General features: G+C 69.6%; 15 protein-coding genes. All 15 read right to left on the reverse strand.

Features of this window, described 5'->3' with window-relative positions:
- Positions 1–134: 134 nt before the first annotated feature.
- The 15 genes from NBZ85_RS05220 to mutM all read right to left on the reverse strand — a co-directional run bounded on the left by NBZ85_RS05220 (position 135) and on the right by mutM (position 16,343).
- On the reverse strand, positions 135–431 hold the full coding sequence (locus NBZ85_RS05220) for a DUF2469 domain-containing protein (RefSeq protein ID WP_009742334.1): 297 nt from the start codon (positions 429–431) through the stop codon (positions 135–137).
- Positions 428–1,153, reverse strand: a complete 726-nt coding sequence (locus NBZ85_RS05225; protein WP_261554655.1) for a ribonuclease HII — start codon at positions 1,151–1,153, stop codon at positions 428–430. Before NBZ85_RS05225 ends, NBZ85_RS05220 begins: the two co-directional genes overlap by 4 nt.
- Complete coding sequence (lepB, locus tag NBZ85_RS05230; RefSeq protein ID WP_308204950.1) at positions 1,150–2,181, reverse strand: signal peptidase I; 1,032 nt, start codon at positions 2,179–2,181, stop codon at positions 1,150–1,152. Before lepB ends, NBZ85_RS05225 begins: the two co-directional genes overlap by 4 nt.
- A gap of 349 nt (positions 2,182–2,530) precedes the next feature.
- Entirely contained in the window at positions 2,531–2,887 is a 357-nt protein-coding gene (rplS, locus tag NBZ85_RS05235; RefSeq protein ID WP_044886201.1) for a 50S ribosomal protein L19, read from the reverse strand.
- 354 nt (positions 2,888–3,241) lie between these two features.
- Entirely contained in the window at positions 3,242–4,066 is an 825-nt protein-coding gene (gene trmD / locus NBZ85_RS05240) for a tRNA (guanosine(37)-N1)-methyltransferase TrmD (protein WP_261554654.1), read from the reverse strand.
- A 196-nt stretch (positions 4,067–4,262) separates the two neighbouring features.
- Complete coding sequence (gene rimM / locus NBZ85_RS05245) at positions 4,263–4,805, reverse strand: ribosome maturation factor RimM (RefSeq protein ID WP_261554658.1); 543 nt, start codon at positions 4,803–4,805, stop codon at positions 4,263–4,265.
- A gap of 47 nt (positions 4,806–4,852) precedes the next feature.
- The gene (locus tag NBZ85_RS05250; RefSeq protein WP_009742328.1) at positions 4,853–5,086 is read right to left on the reverse strand and encodes an RNA-binding protein; all 234 of its coding nucleotides are present in this window, start codon (positions 5,084–5,086) and stop codon (positions 4,853–4,855) included.
- Positions 5,087–5,536 carry a 30S ribosomal protein S16 gene (rpsP, locus tag NBZ85_RS05255; protein WP_261554657.1) on the reverse strand — a complete coding sequence of 150 codons (450 nt, stop codon included), beginning with the start codon at positions 5,534–5,536 and terminating at the stop codon, positions 5,087–5,089.
- Between the two features lie 241 nt (positions 5,537–5,777).
- The gene (ffh, locus tag NBZ85_RS05260) at positions 5,778–7,331 is read right to left on the reverse strand and encodes a signal recognition particle protein (RefSeq protein WP_261554653.1); all 1,554 of its coding nucleotides are present in this window, start codon (positions 7,329–7,331) and stop codon (positions 5,778–5,780) included.
- A 362-nt stretch (positions 7,332–7,693) separates the two neighbouring features.
- Positions 7,694–8,980, reverse strand: coding sequence for a signal recognition particle-docking protein FtsY (gene ftsY / locus NBZ85_RS05265; RefSeq protein ID WP_261554652.1), 1,287 nt, complete (start codon positions 8,978–8,980; stop codon positions 7,694–7,696).
- Positions 8,981–9,047: 67 nt separating this feature from the next.
- Positions 9,048–12,878 (reverse strand): AAA family ATPase, encoded by a 3,831-nt coding sequence (locus tag NBZ85_RS05270; RefSeq protein WP_261554651.1) that lies wholly within the window; start codon positions 12,876–12,878, stop codon positions 9,048–9,050.
- Between the two features lie 415 nt (positions 12,879–13,293).
- On the reverse strand, positions 13,294–13,491 hold the full coding sequence (locus NBZ85_RS05275; RefSeq protein ID WP_011606869.1) for a hypothetical protein: 198 nt from the start codon (positions 13,489–13,491) through the stop codon (positions 13,294–13,296).
- Between the two features lie 213 nt (positions 13,492–13,704).
- On the reverse strand, positions 13,705–14,016 hold the full coding sequence (locus tag NBZ85_RS05280) for an acylphosphatase (RefSeq protein ID WP_261554656.1): 312 nt from the start codon (positions 14,014–14,016) through the stop codon (positions 13,705–13,707).
- Between the two features lie 392 nt (positions 14,017–14,408).
- Positions 14,409–15,170, reverse strand: coding sequence for a DUF2786 domain-containing protein (locus tag NBZ85_RS05285; RefSeq protein WP_261554650.1), 762 nt, complete (start codon positions 15,168–15,170; stop codon positions 14,409–14,411).
- Between the two features lie 207 nt (positions 15,171–15,377).
- Positions 15,378–16,343, reverse strand: coding sequence for a bifunctional DNA-formamidopyrimidine glycosylase/DNA-(apurinic or apyrimidinic site) lyase (gene mutM / locus NBZ85_RS05290; RefSeq protein ID WP_261554649.1), 966 nt, complete (start codon positions 16,341–16,343; stop codon positions 15,378–15,380).
- Positions 16,344–16,379 lie beyond the last annotated feature (36 nt).

The raw sequence follows: 16,379 nt of genomic DNA on the forward strand, positions 1-16,379 counted from the left end.
GGACGAAAGTGGGCGGCCGCTGGAAGTGAGGTGCCTCGGCCGGGCAAGCGATCCCAGATCACCGCAGCGCGGGCGGGAGTCGCTGCAGAGCCGGGTCGACGGCGCCGGAGGGGCTTGCGACCAGAAGCGGAGCCTCAGAGCTCGGCCTTGGTCAGCTCCTCCACGTTGATGTCCTTGAAGGTAACGACCCGGACATTCTTAACGAAACGCGCCGGGCGGAACATGTCCCACACCCAGGCGTCCCGCAGGGTCAGCTCGAAAAAGACCTCACCGTCCGTGCTGTTCCTGACCTCGATCTGGTATTCGTTGGCGAGGTAGAACCGACGTTCGGTCTCGATGACGTACGAGAACAGTCCCACCACGTCGCGGTACTCGCGGTAGAGCTGCAGCTCCATCTCGGTCTCGTACTTCTCGAGGTCTTCCGCGCTCATGCGGTCTCCGTGACGCCATGCAGGCTGGTCGCAAGCACTCTGTCCTCCAGCCGCAATGATCGTGCTTCCCTCGTCGGCACCGCATGCGCAGCCACGTTGACGTACGACTTCCGATGCTCGTCACACGGTCCGTACCGCGCCAGCGCCGCCGCGTGGGCCGCGGTGACGTATCCCTTGTGTTGCGCGAAATCGTACTCGGCATAGCGCGTGTGCAACGCACGCATGATCCGGTCCCTCGTCACCTTCGCCACGATCGAGGCCGCCGCGATGCACGCGACAACCCGATCCCCCTTCACAACCGCCAACGATTCCGACCCGAAGCCGGCGACCGCAAATCCGTCTGTGAGCACGTAGCCCGGCCGACGCGCCAGCCGCGCGACGGCACGCCGCATGCCGGTGATGTTGGCCACGTGCACGCCGGTCCGATCGATCTCCGCCGCCGGAACCACGACCGCCGACCAGTCCTCGGCCGCCCTCAGGACCTCGTCGAAGAGGCTTTCCCGGACGTGCTCGGTCAGTAGTTTGGAGTCCGCCAGTCGGGCAGACAGCCGGCGCCTGCTGTCCGGACCGAGCACCACCGCGGCGACGACCAACGGGCCGGCACAGGCGCCGCGACCCGCTTCGTCAACCCCGGCGACCGGGCCCAGCCCACAGCGCGCCAACGCCCGCTCGTAACCGAACAGGCCGGCGTCACGCCGGATCACGACCCCGCGCGAGCTCATGGATATCCGCGCCGCCGCGGCGGGACCGCATCCTCTGCGACCGCATCCTCTGCGGCGACATCCCCGGCGACGACATCCCCGGCGACAACGAGCCGCCGATCACGACGCCGCGCCCGCCAGGCTGGCGGGACCAGCGCGACGAGCGTCAGCAGGGACGTGCCGTCCGCGGCCGGCACGCCCGACCCGGGCTGGGCCGCCGTGCCGGAGGTGGCTGCCGCCGCAGGTGTGGTGGGTGCCGGCGTCGCACGAGGAGTAACCGACGCGGCGGGTATCCCGCCGAAGTTGTCCGGCACGCCCAGGAAGCCGAGCCGGCTCAGCGGCCAGACCCGGACGAAGGCACGGCCCACCACCTTGCCCTTCGGGATCGGTCCGTTCTGACGGGCATCGGAAGATGCCCCCCGATGATCGCCCATCACCCACAGATAGCCCGGGGGCACCTTCACCGGGCCGAAACGCTGGTAGTCATTCTGGTAGACGTACCGCTCGTCCAGCGGATGGCCGTTGACCGTCACCCGGCCCTCGGCGTCGCAACACGCAACCGTGTCGCCGCCGACTCCGATGACCCGCTTGATGAAATCGGTTTCGCTCGGGGCACCGAGGCCGAGCAGGTTCTGCGCACCACGAACAAACTTACTGAAGGCATTGGTGGGCTTGGGAACGATCGACTCCTGATGGTCGAAACCCGTCCCCTTGCCGTTGAACACCACTATTTCACCCCGGTGCACGTCCCGGAAATGGTAGACGACCTTGTTGACCAGCACACGGTCGTTAATCAGAAGAGTCCGCTCCATCGACTCTGACGGGATCCAGAAAGCCTGGACCAGCAGTGCCTTGATGAGCAGCGCCAGCAGAAAGGCGACCAGTACGAGCACGGGCAACTCGCGCAGAAAAGAGCCCCGGCCCCGGACTCCCGAACCGGGCCGAGCGATCCGGCGACCATCGCCCCCCCGCTCGTCCGGTGCCGTGGCCGGCGCCCCGCCCGCACCGTCGAGTGCGGCCTGGGCGTCGGCATCGTCACGGGACCCCACGGATTCGGCAGCCCACCCGGGCCGCTCACCGCCCGCGTCATCCCGCGCAGAGGAGAACCGCGGCGATCCCTCGGAGGCGGGGTCAACCCGCCGTGCATCGTCGACGGGCCGATCGCCTCCTGCGTCTCCCGACGGACGATGCTCACCCGGACTGGATGCGTTCACTCCGCCACCTCGCTGGATCGACCGACTGACCTCATCGGACCGGTCGACGTGCCACCAGCCGCCCCATGCGACGTCGTTGCGGACCGTGCCGCCTATCTTCGTCCAAGAGCGGGGTCAACACGTGCACGGAGTACCGGCAAGTCGCCGACAAGAGGTCCGAGCGGGGCACTGGGTGACGAGCACGTCAGCGCGAGATCGGCTCCCGCTTCTCCTTGATCTTCGCGGCCTTGCCGCGCAGCTCACGCAGGTAGTACAACTTCGCCCGGCGGACGTCACCGCGGGTCACAATCTCGATCTTGGACACGATCGGGCTGTGCAGCGGGAAGGTGCGCTCGACTCCCACGCCGAAGCTGACCTTCCGAACGGTGAAGGTCTCCCGCACTCCGCCACCCTGTCGACGGATGACGGCACCCTGGAACACCTGGATGCGCTGACGGTTTCCTTCGACGACCCGCACGTGAACCTTGAGGGTGTCGCCCGGCCAGAACTCGGGCACGTCGGTCCTCAGCGACTCGGCGTCGAGGCTGTCCAGGGTGTGCATGGCAGTCGCTTCCTGAAGAAGGTGAGAGTGGGTCGTCCGCGCCCTCGGCCCACGACCGCGGCGAACAACCCACGGCCGAGCCCGACCCGGACCCGTGCATCGACAGGCTCCACCACGGAGACGTCCCGCAGGGATCATTTCGACCTGAGGCCACCCGAGCCGGTCACGAACCGGCGGACACTGCATTGTACTGTGCCACACGCGCGGGCGACTCCGGCCGCGCACCCCGGCGCCGCCGCCCACCGGTCAGGTGGACGAACACAACGCGGACCGCATGGCCGCGACCGACCGCAGAGGTGAAGGCCGGGCAGTCCCGGAGACACCAGCGGCCACGCTCCGCGTCCGCTCGGACGATCAGACCGGGTCGGACGAGTCCATCGACGAACCCCGCCCGACCAGGGTCGCGCCACCCGCAACCGATCCGGAGGCCGCCGCGACGTGCTCTGCTGGCTCGGCCGCCACGGCTTCGAGGACAGCACGGTCCGCGTCGGACAGCTCGGCGTGCTCCACCAGATCCGGACGCCGCGCCAGCGTACGGCGCAACGCCTGCGTACGCCGCCACCTGGCCACCGCCGCGTGGTCCCCGGATCGCAGCACCGCGGGTACCTCGGCGCCCCGCCAGACCTGCGGACGCGTGTACACCGGGGCCTCGAGCAGACCGTCGGAAAACGAATCGTCGGCCGCCGACGCACTGTTGCCGAGCACTCCTGGCAGGAGGCGGGCGACCGCCTCGAGGATGACCAACGTGGCGACCTCGCCGCCGGCCAGCACGTAGTCCCCGATGGAGATCTCGTCATCCGCCCAGGCGTCGATCACCCTGGCGTCGATGCCCTCATAGCGGCCGCAGCAGAACACCAGCCACGGCTCCCTCGCGAGCTCCTCGGCATGACTCTGAGTGAACGGTGCGCCGGCCGGAGTCGGCACCACGACTCGCGGGCGATGGTCTGGATACGACGCCGCGATCTCCGTCAGCGCCGCATCCCACGGCTCGGGGCGCATCACCATGCCGGGACCACCGCCGTAGGGCGCGTCATCGACCGTCCGGTGAACGTCGCTGGTCCACCCACGCAGGTCGTGAGTGCGGACGTCGAGGGTCCCGCGCTCCTGTGCCCGGCCCACCAACGACAGGCGCAACGGCTCGAGGTAGGCCGGAAAAATGGTCACGACGTCGGCACGCATCGGCTGCTTCCGGATTATCGGGGCCGGCCCCGCGGCAGGGGTCGTCCGGAGACTCGGATCATCGTCGGGCCGCCGGCCGAGATCCGGCGCAGCGGCCAAGGGCCAGGGACGCCGGGCTCGGCGGCCCGTCCGGCCGAGATGGGAACAGGCTCGTGTCCCGAGCAGGCACCAGTGCGTCGGCCGGACCGGAGCGGGATCAGTCGAGATCCAGCAGACCAGGGGGTGGATCGACGACGATCCGGCCCGCAGCCGGATCCACGGTCGGGACGATCTCCCGGACGAACGGTACGAGATGCTCGCCCCCGCCTGGGCGCCCGACGGCGAGCAGGTCGCCCGCCGGCGCATGGATGACGTCTGTCACCCGGCCCAGCGGGGCACCGGCCGTCGTGACCGCCTCCAGGCCGACGAGATCACGATCCCACCACGTGTCGCCGACGTCACCGTCAGCGTCCTCGTCGTCATCCACCGGAGATCCGGCCTCGGCGAGGTCGATGGTCAGCAACACGTCGCGTAGGGCTTCCGCGGCGCCGCGGTCCTCGACCCCGTCGAAGCGGATCAGCAGACGGCCCGAGTGCCAGTGGGTCGCGGCGACCGTGAGGGGGGCACCGCCACCCTCACGCCCGAGCACCGCGCCCAACGCGAACCGGCGCTGCGGCACATCCGTCCGCACCTCGATCGTGACGTCGCCTCGAACGCCGTGCGGCCGACCGATCCGGCCGACGACGATCGCCTCAGCCACGGAGATGGGCGCCGAGTGAACCGCACTCATCGCCATGCCGAGGAGTGCTAGCGGTCCACATCGACGACGTCGATCCGAAGTCCGCGGCCGCCGACGCCGCCCATGACCGTGCGCAGAGCGCGGGCTGTGCGGCCCCGCCGACCGATGACCTTCCCGAGGTCGTCGGGATGTACCCGCACTTCCAGGGTTCGGCCTCGGCGACCGTTGTTCAGATCGACGCGGACATCGTCAGGATGATCGACGATGCCCCGCACGAGATGCTCGAGGGCCGCTTCCAGCACCTACTGCCCCGCGGCCGTCGACGCGTCCGCGGCCGGCGCGTCCGCACCCTCCGCCGACGCGGCCTTCTTGGTGGCCTTCTTCGGAGTGGTCGCCGGACGGTCCTCCGCACCTGCGGCGGCCCGCGCCGCAGCCTGGAAGACCTCCCGCTTGTCGGGCTTCGGCTCGGCGACCCTCATGGGCGGCGGGGCCGGCAGGTTCTTGAACTTCTGCCAGTCGCCGGTGACCTTGAGGATGGCGAGGACCGGCTCGGTGGGCTGAGCCCCAACCGAAAGCCAGTGCCCCACCCGATCGGCGTCGACCTTGATGATGCTCGGGTCGGACTTCGGGTGGTACTGCCCGATGGCCTCGATGACCCGGCCGTCCCGCTTGGTGCGGGCGTCGGCCACGACGATGCGGTAGTGCGGCTCGCGCATCTTGCCGAGACGCTGCAATTTAATCTTGGTTGCCACGGTGGTCGAACGGCTCCAGACGTGTCGGTGACCGCCGGACTCCGGAAGTACGGAGAGTCCGACGGTGGGAAGCACCAGCGCCGGAACAACCACTCGAATCACTCTCGTGCGACACGAGATCGGAGGGCAGCCACACCGACGCTGGCAGGCAGGGCCTGCAGTAGAGCTTACAGTCTGCCAGACCGCGGCCGCCTGGCGCGCACCCGGCAGACCGTGGACTCGCCGAGCAGGACCAGACCTCTCAACGACCGCCGCGCGGGCCTGCGGGCGGCATCCCCCCGGGGCCGTCCTGCTGACGCATGAGGGCCGCCAGGTCCGGCATCCCGTCGGGGAAGCCCGGTCCCTTGCCGAGGCGCTCCTGCGCCGCGGACTTCTGCGCCTTGTCCTGCGCCGCCCGCGCCGCCGGGTTTCCCTTTCGGCTCGCGCCTTTCCCCTTCTTGGCGGCCTTGCGGGCGGAGGCGGCCTTCGCCCGGGCCATCCCACCGGGCAGCCCCATCCCACCCGCCATCTGCCGCATCACCTTGCGAGCCTCAGCGAAGCGGTCGAGCAGCTGGTTGACCTCGGTGACCGTGACACCGGATCCGCGGGCCACACGGGCCTTACGAGAGGCCTGGAGGACCCGAGGGTCGCGACGCTCTCCCGGCGTCATCGACCGGATGATGGCGACCACCCGATCAACGTCGCGGTCATCGACCTGCGCGAGCTGCTCCTTCATCTGCCCCATGCCGGGCAGCATGCCGAGCAGGTTGCCGATCGGACCCATCTTGCGGACCGTGAGCATCTGGTCGAGGAAGTCCTCGAGCGTGAATTCCGAGGCAGCCATCTTGGCTGCCATCGCCTCGGCCTGCTCGGCCTCGAACGCCTTCTCAGCCTGCTCGATCAGGGTGAGGACGTCACCCATCCCGAGGATGCGCGACGCCATCCGCTCCGGATGGAAGACGTCGAAGTCATCGAGGGCCTCGCCGGTGGAGGCGAACATGATCGGGCGCCCGGTCACCTGGGCGACCGACAACGCCGCGCCACCGCGGGCGTCACCGTCGAGCTTGGTCAGGACCACGCCGCTGAACCCGACGCCGTCGGCGAAGGCGTTGGCGGTGGCGACGGCGTCCTGCCCGATCATGGCGTCGAGCACGAAAAGGATCTCGTCTGGCGAGACCGCGTCACGGATGTTCGCCGCCTGGCGCATCAACTCCTCGTCGACGCCGAGCCGGCCCGCCGTGTCGACGACGACGACATCGAAGACCTGGCGGCGGGCATGCGCGAGGGCATCGCGAGCCACCTGGACCGGATCCCCGACCCCGTTGCCGGGCTCCGGGGCGAAGACCTCCACGCCGGCGCGCGCTCCGACCACCTGGAGCTGGTTGACCGCGTTGGGGCGCTGCAGGTCGGCCGCGACCAGCAGCGGGGTGTGCCCCTGCGCCTTCAGCCACCGCCCCAGCTTGCCCGCGAGGGTGGTCTTACCCGTGCCCTGCAGACCGGCAAGCAAAATCACGGTAGGTGGCGTCTTCGCGAACCGCAGGGTCGTCGTGTCGCCGCCAAGGATCGCGACGAGCTCCTCGTTCACGATCTTGATGACCTGCTGTGCCGGATTCAGCGATGAGCCGACCTCGGCTCCTCGCGCCCGGGTCTTGATGGCTGCGACGAAGCTGCGGACCACGGGGAGCGCGACGTCCGCCTCCAGCAGCGCCACCCGGATCTCCCGCGCCGTGGCGTCGATGTCCGCATCGGTCAGGCGCCCCCGACCACGCAGCGACGTGAAGACCTTGTCGAGGCGGCTGGAAAGGGTGTCGAACACGCGCACACACTCCGAGATCGCAGGCGGACCGCAGGCACCAGCGTACGCACCCGACGACGAGGACTACACACCCCGCGTCCGAACACCTGGCGGCCGCCAGCTCCACCGCGCCCCTTGCGCGGCCCGGCGAGGCATACCCGCACGGACACCGACCTGGTTTCGCACCGGGCCGGATCCGCCCTCTGCGCCGAGGAGGGCGAGACGCCTCGCCGGACGCTCACCCCCCAGCCGGAAACGCACCGAGGAGCCTCCCGGCTCCGTTCAGCGATGAAGCCTAAATCACATTGCGAACAACGAAAAGCCCTTGACGTGTGACACCCCGTGGTCTTCTGTCTCGCAGGGCGCGGCGGGCACTCCGACCGTCAGACCGGCTCGCCGAGCAGGGCGTCGACGAATACCTCTGGTTCGAAGGGAGCGAGGTCGTCCGGCCCCTCACCCAGGCCGATCAACTTGACCGGCACGCCCAGCTCCCGCTGCACGGCGATGACGATTCCGCCCTTCGCCGTGCCGTCGAGCTTCGTCAGCACGACCCCGGACAACTCCACCGCCTCGGTGAAGACTCGGGCCTGGACCAGCGCGTTCTGCCCGGTGGTGGCGTCCAACACCAGCAGCACCTCGTCGACGGGACCGTGCTTGCCGACCACCCTCTTGATCTTCACCAACTCGTCCATCAGGCCGGTCTTGGTGTGCAGGCGACCAGCGGTGTCGATCAGTACGGTGTCGGCGCCCGAATCGATACCCTGCTTCACCGCGTCGAAGGCAACCGATGCCGGATCACCGCCCTCGGCTCCCCGGACGGTCACCGCGCCGACCCGCTCGCCCCAGGTCTGAAGCTGATCCGCAGCCGCAGCCCGGAAGGTGTCGGCCGCGCCCAGCACCACCGTCCGCCCCTCCGCGACCAGCAGCCGCGCGACCTTGCCGCAGGTCGTGGTCTTCCCGGTGCCGTTGACCCCGACGACGAGGACGACAGCCGGACGATCCGGCACGGAGGTCCGCAGCGAACGATCGGTCGCCGTGCCGACCTGGGCAAGCAGCTCGTCGCGCAGCATCACCCGTGCCTGGGCCGGAGTACGGGCGCCGAGCACCTTCGTGCGCTCCCGCAGCGCCGCAACCAGTTCGCTCGTCGCTGCCACACCGACGTCGGCGACGAGCAGGGTCGCCTCCACGTCCTCCCAGGTCTCCTCGTCGAGATTGTCGCCCGACAGCAAGGTGAGCAGACCGCGACCGAGCGCATTCTGCGAGCGGGCCAGACGAAGGCGCAGCCGCACCAACCGGCCGGCCGCCGGAGCCGGAGTCTCCGCCGGAGGCCGCTGCTGCGGCGCAAGCGTGGGCGCGAGGTTCGTGTCCGCCGGGGCCGCCGGCGCGGCATCCCCGGTCGTCGGTGCGCCGGTCGTCGGTGCGCCGGTCGCGGCCACTCGAGGCGACGCGACGTCGGGCGCGGCGGGCAGGCCGACATCATCGATCGTCCGGGTGGCCGAGTCGCGAGGCACCTCGACGTCATCACCGACGCCGGGAGACAGGTCGGTATCGGGCCGGCCGCCCCTCCCGACAGCCCGGCGGGGGCGCCGCCGCACAGCGCTGCCCACCACAAATCCCATGGTGGCCAGTACGACGACGGCGATGACGACGATCAGGATGAGGAGCTCCACCCCCCGATCCTGACAGATGGCCGGCGCGGCCCGGGCCGCTCACCACCCCCGGCACCCCCGAGTCGGGTCAGACCGCCGCGCGTTCCCGCAACCGCTGGCTGATCACTGTCGTCACCCCGTCGCCACGCATCGCCACGCCGTACAGGGCATCGGCGATCTCCATCGTCCGCTTCTGATGAGTGATGATGATCAGCTGGGACTTCTGCCGCAGCCCCTCGATGGCGTCCAGCAGCCGGCCGAGGTTGCGATCATCCAGCGCCGCCTCGACCTCGTCGAGGACGTAGAACGGCGACGGGCGGGCCCGGAAAATCGCCAGCAGCAGCGCGAGCGCGGTCAGCGATCGCTCTCCGCCGGACAGCAGCGACAGCCGCTTGACCTTCTTTCCCGGCGGACGTGCCTCGACCTCGATCCCCGTAGTCAGCATGTCCTCGGGATCCGTGAGCACCAGCCGGCCCTCGCCCCCTGGGAAAAGAGTGGCGAAGACGACCTCGAACTCCCGGGCGGTGTCGGCGAAGGCCGCGGCGAACACCTCGCGAACCCGGACGTCGACCTCCTCGACCACGAGCAGCAGGTCCCGACGGGTGCTCTTGATGTCGTCCAGCTGTGCCGACAGGAACGCCGCCCTTTCCTGCAGGGCAGCGAACTCCTCCAGCGCCAGGGGGTTGATCCGGCCAAGTCGGGCGAGCTGCTTGTCCGCGGTGGCGGCCCTGGCGGTCTGCTCGGCCCGGTCGAACGGCGTCGGCGTACCGTCCGGATCGTCGGGCGGCACCGGCACCTGTGGCCCGAACTCGGCCACGAGGTCCTCGGCACCGATCCCGAACTCCTCCATCGCCCTGGCCTCGAGTGTCTCCGCCCGCAGCCGCTTCTCCGCGCGGGCCATCTCGTCGCGGTGCGCCGCATCCCGCAGCGCCGCGAGCTCGGTGGCCAGCGCCCTTCCCCGCTCACGCACGGCGGCCAGGTCCGTCTCGGTCGCCCGGCGCAGAGCTTCGGCCTCCTCACGCTCAGCAGCGGCACGGGCCAGCGAGCGGTCCAGCCGGTCGAGAGTCACCTGGGTGGCGTCCCCGAGTGCCGCCGCGACCACGGCCTGCTGCTCGCGCACCTCCCGCCGTCTGACGGCGGCGGCCCGAGCCGTCCGTTCGCTCGCTGCGGCCCGGATCAGCCCGTCCGCCCGCCCCTGCAAACCACGCGCCCGTTCCTCGCTCGTCCGCACCGCCAGCCGAGCCTCGACCTCGGCGGCGCGCACGGCCGAGGTAGCGGTGACCAGCCGGTCCCGCTCGGCCGGCGTCGGTTCGGCGACTTCAGGCTGCACAGAGGTCGCGGCAAGGGCGGTCTCCAGCTCGGTCAGCGCCCCGTAGGCCCGATCCCGGGCCGTCTCCGCGCCGCCGCGGGCGGCCTCGAGCCGCGCCACCTCCGAGCCCGCACCACCCCTCGCGCGATCCAGCTGTGCCACCTGCTCGGACAACGCCCGGTATCGGGCGTCGGCCCCGTGCAGGGCGGCCAGAGCCGCGTCAATGGCCGAGCGCGTCCGGGCCACCTCGGCCCGGGCCGGCTCAAAGGACTCGTGGGCCGTCTCGGCCCGTCGGGCCGCCTCCGCCACCCCGGCCTCCGCCTCGTCGGCCGCCGCTCTCAGCTCGATCGCCGACGGCGGATGCGCGCTGCCCCCGATCGACGCCGCGGGACCGAGGATGTCTCCTGCCCGTGTCACAGTCCGTAGATCAGGCCGGGATCCGACGACAAGAGCGGCGGCGGCCAGATCGTCCACGACGACGGTGCCTTCGAGCAGCGACACCAGCGCAGCACCGAAACGGTCGTCGAGGATCTCCACCAGGGCCAGGACCGGCACACAGCCCTCAGGCAGCGATCCCGCCACATCCCCGACCGACTCGTTCGCCTTGTTGCGCCCCCGGCCAGCATGCAGCCCCCCGCCTGCGCCGTCGCCGTCGGTCCCGCCCAGATTCCTCGGGGTCCGAGCGGTCACCACCGCAGCCCTTCCGGCCTCGGCCTGGCGCAACCAGGCGAACGCGGTCAGTACCTCGGCCGGCGTCGCGACCAGCAGCGCGTCCGCGGCCGGCCCCAGGGCCGCGGCCACCGCCACCTCGGCTCCCGGCCGAACGGTCAACACGCCGGCCAGCCGGCCCAGGGGCGAGAACGAGGGGTCCAGGGGCGGGAGTTCACGCCGGCGCTCGCCGGCCGCGTGGGCGTCCTTCAGCGCGGCGGGTCGATGCCGACGGCCGCCAGGGCCACCACGCTTCCCGCTGGCAGATCGGGTGGACGACGAATCGCCCGGCCGTGAGCCGTCCCGGGCCGGATCTGCCCCGTCCCGCGAGCCGCCCGTGTCGGTAGGAGACTCGTCCTGGGGGGCCCGCGCTCGCGCGACGGCCTCGAGCAGCGCAGCTACCCCGTCGGCCGGCTCGAGCGACAGCTGCAGCGCTTCATGGCGAGCAGTCCAGGACGCCCGGTCCCGCTCAGCCGAGCGCTCCTGTGCCCGCAGCGTCTCCAGCCGGTCGGTCGCACTGGCGTGCACCGCCACCGCCGTGCTGTGCCGTTCGCCGAGTTCCTCTCGAGCGCCCTCCATCTGGGCGAGTTCCGTCTCCAGCGCGGTCCGGGACTGGGCGGCCTGCGCATCGCGTTCCCGGGCGGCCGCCAGCGCCTCCGTCGTCCGCGCGATCTCCTGCTCCGCACTGGTCGCCCTCGACCGCGCGGCCTCGACCTGGCCGGCGAGCCGAGCGATCTCCTCGCGTCGAGAGGAGGCTGCGCGGGCCGCGGCGATCAGCTCGCGTTCCTCGTGTGCCAGCGCGGCCTCGAGCTCGGCCCGCCTGCTGACCACCTCCTCGAGCAGCTCGCGATCGCGATCCAACCGTTCGGTGAGCGCAATCTCCTGCTCCCGGACCGCGATCGCCTCCTGCTCGAGCTCCTCCGGATCACGGCGACCCCGTAGTTCGTCGGATCCGATCCGAAGCAGCCGGGCTCGTTCCGTCGCCAGCGAGCGGGTTCCCAGCAGTCGCTCCCGTAGGGAAGCCATCGCATACCAGGTCTCCTGGGCTGCGGCCGCGCGAGGGACGACAGCGCCGAGTTCCGCCTGGAGGTGTTCCTCACCCTGCGCCGCGGCACGCTGCGCCGTCTCGGAGTCCGTGAGACGCCGCCGCAGCGCCTTCTCGTCCACGACGTCGGAGGCGAGTGCGGTTCCCGCGGAGTGCACATCATCCGCGAGCAGCCGAAGACGGGCGTCCCGCAGCGAGGCCTGGATGGCTCCGGCCTTCCGCGCGATCTCCGCCTGCCGGCCGAGGGGGCCGAGCTGGCGGCGCAGCTCAGCGGAAAGGTCAGTGAGCCGGGTGAGGTTCGCGGACATCGCCTCAAGCTTGCGCAGCGCCTTCTCCTTGCGCTTACGGTGCTTGAGGACGCCCGCAGCCTCCTCGATGAACGCCCGGCGATCTTCGGGACGCGCGTGCAGCACGGCGTCGAGCTGCCCTTGGCCCACGATCACGTGCAGCTCGCGGCCGATGCCCGAGTCGCTCATGAGCTCCTGGATGTCAAGGAGCCGGCATCCCGTACCGTTGATCGTGTATTCGCTCTCCCCGCTGCGAAACATGAGACGGCCGACGGTTACCTCGGTGTACTCAATTGGCAACGCGCCGTCGGAGTTGTCGATCGTGAGGAGCACCTCGGCCCGACCGAGCGCCGGGCGCGCGGGTGTACCCGCAAAGATGACGTCCGACATGGTGCCGCCACGCAGCGCCTTCGCACCCTGTTCTCCGAGCACCCAGGCGATGGCATCGACCACATTGCTCTTACCGGACCCATTTGGGCCTACCACACAGGTAATTCCGGGCTCGAGATGCAACGAGGTCGAGCTCGCAAAGGACTTGAAGCCCCGCAGGGTCAGGCTCTTGAGATGCACCGGTCTCCGGAGCGGTGAGGAGGGCTCGCCGGACTGGTGACGGATGGCCGGGATCAGCCGACGGTGGGACCACCCCATCGTATCGAGCAACGCAAAGCAGTCGTGCAGCTACGTTCCAGTGAAGTCCGCAGACGCGGGGAACAACCCGTCTCAGCAGGATTCCTGCGAGACCAGCACCGCCCTCAACCCCCAAACGGGGACGGACCATCGCACCACTCCAGGACCGCGCCGGAGATCTACTCTCAGGCGACAGCCCTGGCGACGCCGCGATGGCCGCCCTCGACCAAGCAGCACCTCGACTACAGTAAGTAACTAATTACGCACATACCGATAGCCAAAAATTGCCGATGGCTGGGTGCAACCAGTACGAAGGGGCGCCTCCGATAGGAAACGCCCCGATAGCCGACCTTGCGGCTCAGCTGTACGCCGGCTCGGCGTCGAGTGCCCGGACATCCTCCGGTACGTCGACACCTCCAACCAGCGCCTCGTTGACCTCGCGTACTCGAGTCAGTTCAGCCTCAAGCTCCGCAACTCGAGCACGGAGCCGGCGTACCTCATAAGAGAGACGCAGGTCGCTGCCGGAACCGACGTGGCCGAAAAGGGCCTTCGCCATAGTGATGGTCCTCCACGATGAGTGACCTAGTGGGTGTCGGACAACACAAGATCCGAACAGATCAGAGTGCGCCCCAAACAATGGCTCTAGAGTCCCACGCCGAGTGACCGAAAGTCAAGAGCATGCCACATGCCCCCCGGCTGATCCGGTGAACACGCAAAAACTTGACCGTCATCCTGAGGACAGTTCCGCCAGCTCGGCGTCCCCAGGCAGTCACTTCCGGCGAAAGTCGACCAGATCACCCTGTGCCCTCTGCCACACCAGCTCGACCCGATCCGTCCAACCGGGGGTGTGCCCCGTCACGAGCAGGCGGACCAGGTTCCGGCACGCAGGCTCCGCGCCTTCCGCAATCACCACGACGGCACCATCGGGCATATTTGTCGCGGTTCCCGCCAGACCGAGACGGCGGCCACGGGTACGCACATAGTCACGAAAACCGACACCCTGAACACGGCCGACGACTCGAGCCGTGAAGCGAACCACGGTCGGGCCAGATGCCGCCTGCTTCCGGGGTACCTCGCTCATCAGCACGGTAGGGTACAGCCCATCGTGGACACCTCTTCTTTCTCAGACGTGGCAGGCCGATCGAGCGAGGTACGACGGCCGGTGGACCTCCAACGGGAGCGGTCACTCCGGCCGCGTTCCCGCCGCAGGTCCACCGCCGTGGCACTCGTCTGCGGAGCCCTCGGGTCGGCGCTGCTACTCGGCGGTTGCGGGCAGAACTTCTCCCAGGACGGCGGAGCGCTACCCGTCCCGCATCCAAGCACCGACGGTGATCGCCATGTGACGCCCGAACCGGTCGACGGCCCAGATAAGATCATCGGTCCCGGCTACGCTCCGCCTCGGACGTCTGGCCCCACTCAGACCGCAGTTCCCAACCTTCCAGGCGGCAAGCTCTAGCCAGGAAGTTCCGTCGTCTATCCACGCGAGCCGATCGCCGGCGAGACCCGACCGGACACCCGGTTGCCAAGGCCGAGATCGGCTCGCTCGCCGGCCAGGTATCCAGCCCGACCTCCACTGCCGGAGAGCTGACGGGCTCTGGGCGTCCGCAGGCGCGGATAGACGGCAGCGAGATGCGCGTCCACCCGCTGACTCCGGCCGGCTAGGACTACCGCGACCGAAGGACCTCCCAAACCGACGTCCGCGTCCTCCCGCTGCTGGGCCTGGGCGCGCTCACGGGCCGTCCGCTCCGCTCGGGCCAGCCTTTGCGCGACGGCCAGGGCGAACCCGGCCATCCACGATCGGCGAAACGCTCTCGGGTCCTCATGCCGCGGCGGGCGTATGACGGCCAATCCATGCGCCTGTTGCACGAGCAGCGAGGTGAACAACAGCTGCACGCGGCCGATGTCCGCATCCATACCGAACAGATGCGCGGAATGCTCCGTTCCGTGGTCACGGCGGACCGTCCGATGCACGAGACGGCATCCCAGCGGCGCTGCGATGCTCGCCAGCAGCGAGATCTTGTCTCGGGCATAGGGCGAGTCGACGGCCACCACAAGATCGGCGGCGGCGACCCGGCTCGGCGCAGCCTCCTCCACGAGCGCGCGGTCAATCCCATACTGAGCGATGAGCTCAGCGGCCTTGATGTTGTAGGCCTCTCTGGCCGCCTCGGTGAGCCCCTCGGCCTCCGCCATGGCCAGAAGCTTCCGCACCCGGCCAAGCAGCGCATCCGGATTCATGGCATCTCCGTCCTCTCGCATCGGTCGGCCGAAGCACGACCCGATGCCGTCGGTGGTGCCTCACTGAGCCGGGAGCATCCCGACTCGGCCCCGGATGAGGCGGCAGCGTTGTCCACAACGCGCAGGGCGAGCTTCCGCCGCCCCACGCTGGCCACGTTCGAGATCATCTCTCAGGGAGACGACCACCTTCGAACGTTTGATCGAATCCTACCATCTGGGCCGGCGGGGTGAGCGCTGGCAGGTGGGACAGGTGAAGCTGGATCGGTTCATGAAGGCGTCCCGCCGAATCGTGTCCCCACACCGGCCACAGGGCAGACCCGCGCGCCCGTAGACCTCGAGCGACCGCTCGAACAATCCGCTGACTCCCTCGGTCGAGACATACAGCTTGTCGAAGGACGTCCCGCCAGCGTCAAGCGCTGCAACCATGACCGTGCGGACGCAATCCAACAACCGCCGAACCTCGGAACGAGTCAACGTCTCCGTCGGACGGGCGTAGTGCAGCCTCGCCGCCCACAGCGCCTCGTCCGCGTAGATATTGCCCACACCGCTGACCAGCGTCTGGTCAAGCAGTGCCCGCTTGACGCCGGTACGGCGCCCACGCAGCCGCCGAACGACAAGATCCTCGTCGAAGGCAGGATCAAGTGGGTCCCGGGCAATGTGGGCGACCGGCTCCGGCAGCTCTCCACCACCGATTGCGACCGCCAGGCCGCCAAAGGTTCGCTGGTCCACGAACCGCAGTTCGCGGCCTCCGTCCAGAAAGGTGAAGCGGATCCGCAGGTGCTTCTGATCCGGGCTCGTCGACGGCACCACCAGCAGTTGACCGCTCATGCCCAGATGCGCGATCAAAGCGTCATCCGGGGCAGACGGCAGAGCCGGATCCGACACGGGCAGACCCGCAGGCGCGCTTGTCGACTGCGGCTCGGCCGCCCGCGCCGACGCCGCGACCGCGGGGGTGGCCGCGGGATCCGCTCGCAGCGCGAGCCAAAGGTACTTGCCACGACGTTTCGCGGCAGTCACCTGCCGCCCGACAAGCAGCGCGGAGAAATTGCCCGCGCCGGCCGCATGACGACGGACCGCACGCGGGTGACACACCTCGACCGAGGCGATGATCCTGCCAACGACACCATGTTGCAGGCCGCGGCGAACGACCTCCACCTCTGGTAGCTCAGGCATGATCTCCGCCTGTCGGACAGAGTCCGGCGTAGTGCG

It is taken from the genome of Frankia tisae, from assembly GCF_025403405.1.
Classification (GTDB): Bacteria; Actinomycetota; Actinomycetes; order Frankiales; family Frankiaceae; genus Frankia; species Frankia tisai.

Coding starts and splice junctions, on each gene's coding strand:
- NBZ85_RS05275 (WP_011606869.1), bottom strand. CDS start 13,491: ATGGCGAAGGCCCTTTTCGGCCACGTCGGTTCCGGCAGCGACCTGCGT.
- NBZ85_RS05285 (WP_261554650.1), bottom strand. CDS start 15,170: ATGAATCCGGATGCGCTGCTTGGCCGGGTGCGGAAGCTTCTGGCCATG.
- rplS (WP_044886201.1), bottom strand. CDS start 2,887: ATGCACACCCTGGACAGCCTCGACGCCGAGTCGCTGAGGACCGACGTG.
- mutM (WP_261554649.1), bottom strand. CDS start 16,343: ATGCCTGAGCTACCAGAGGTGGAGGTCGTTCGCCGCGGCCTGCAACAT.
- trmD (WP_261554654.1), bottom strand. CDS start 4,066: ATGCGTGCCGACGTCGTGACCATTTTTCCGGCCTACCTCGAGCCGTTG.
- NBZ85_RS05225 (WP_261554655.1), bottom strand. CDS start 1,153: ATGAGCTCGCGCGGGGTCGTGATCCGGCGTGACGCCGGCCTGTTCGGT.
- NBZ85_RS05280 (WP_261554656.1), bottom strand. CDS start 14,016: ATGAGCGAGGTACCCCGGAAGCAGGCGGCATCTGGCCCGACCGTGGTT.
- NBZ85_RS05220 (WP_009742334.1), bottom strand. CDS start 431: ATGAGCGCGGAAGACCTCGAGAAGTACGAGACCGAGATGGAGCTGCAG.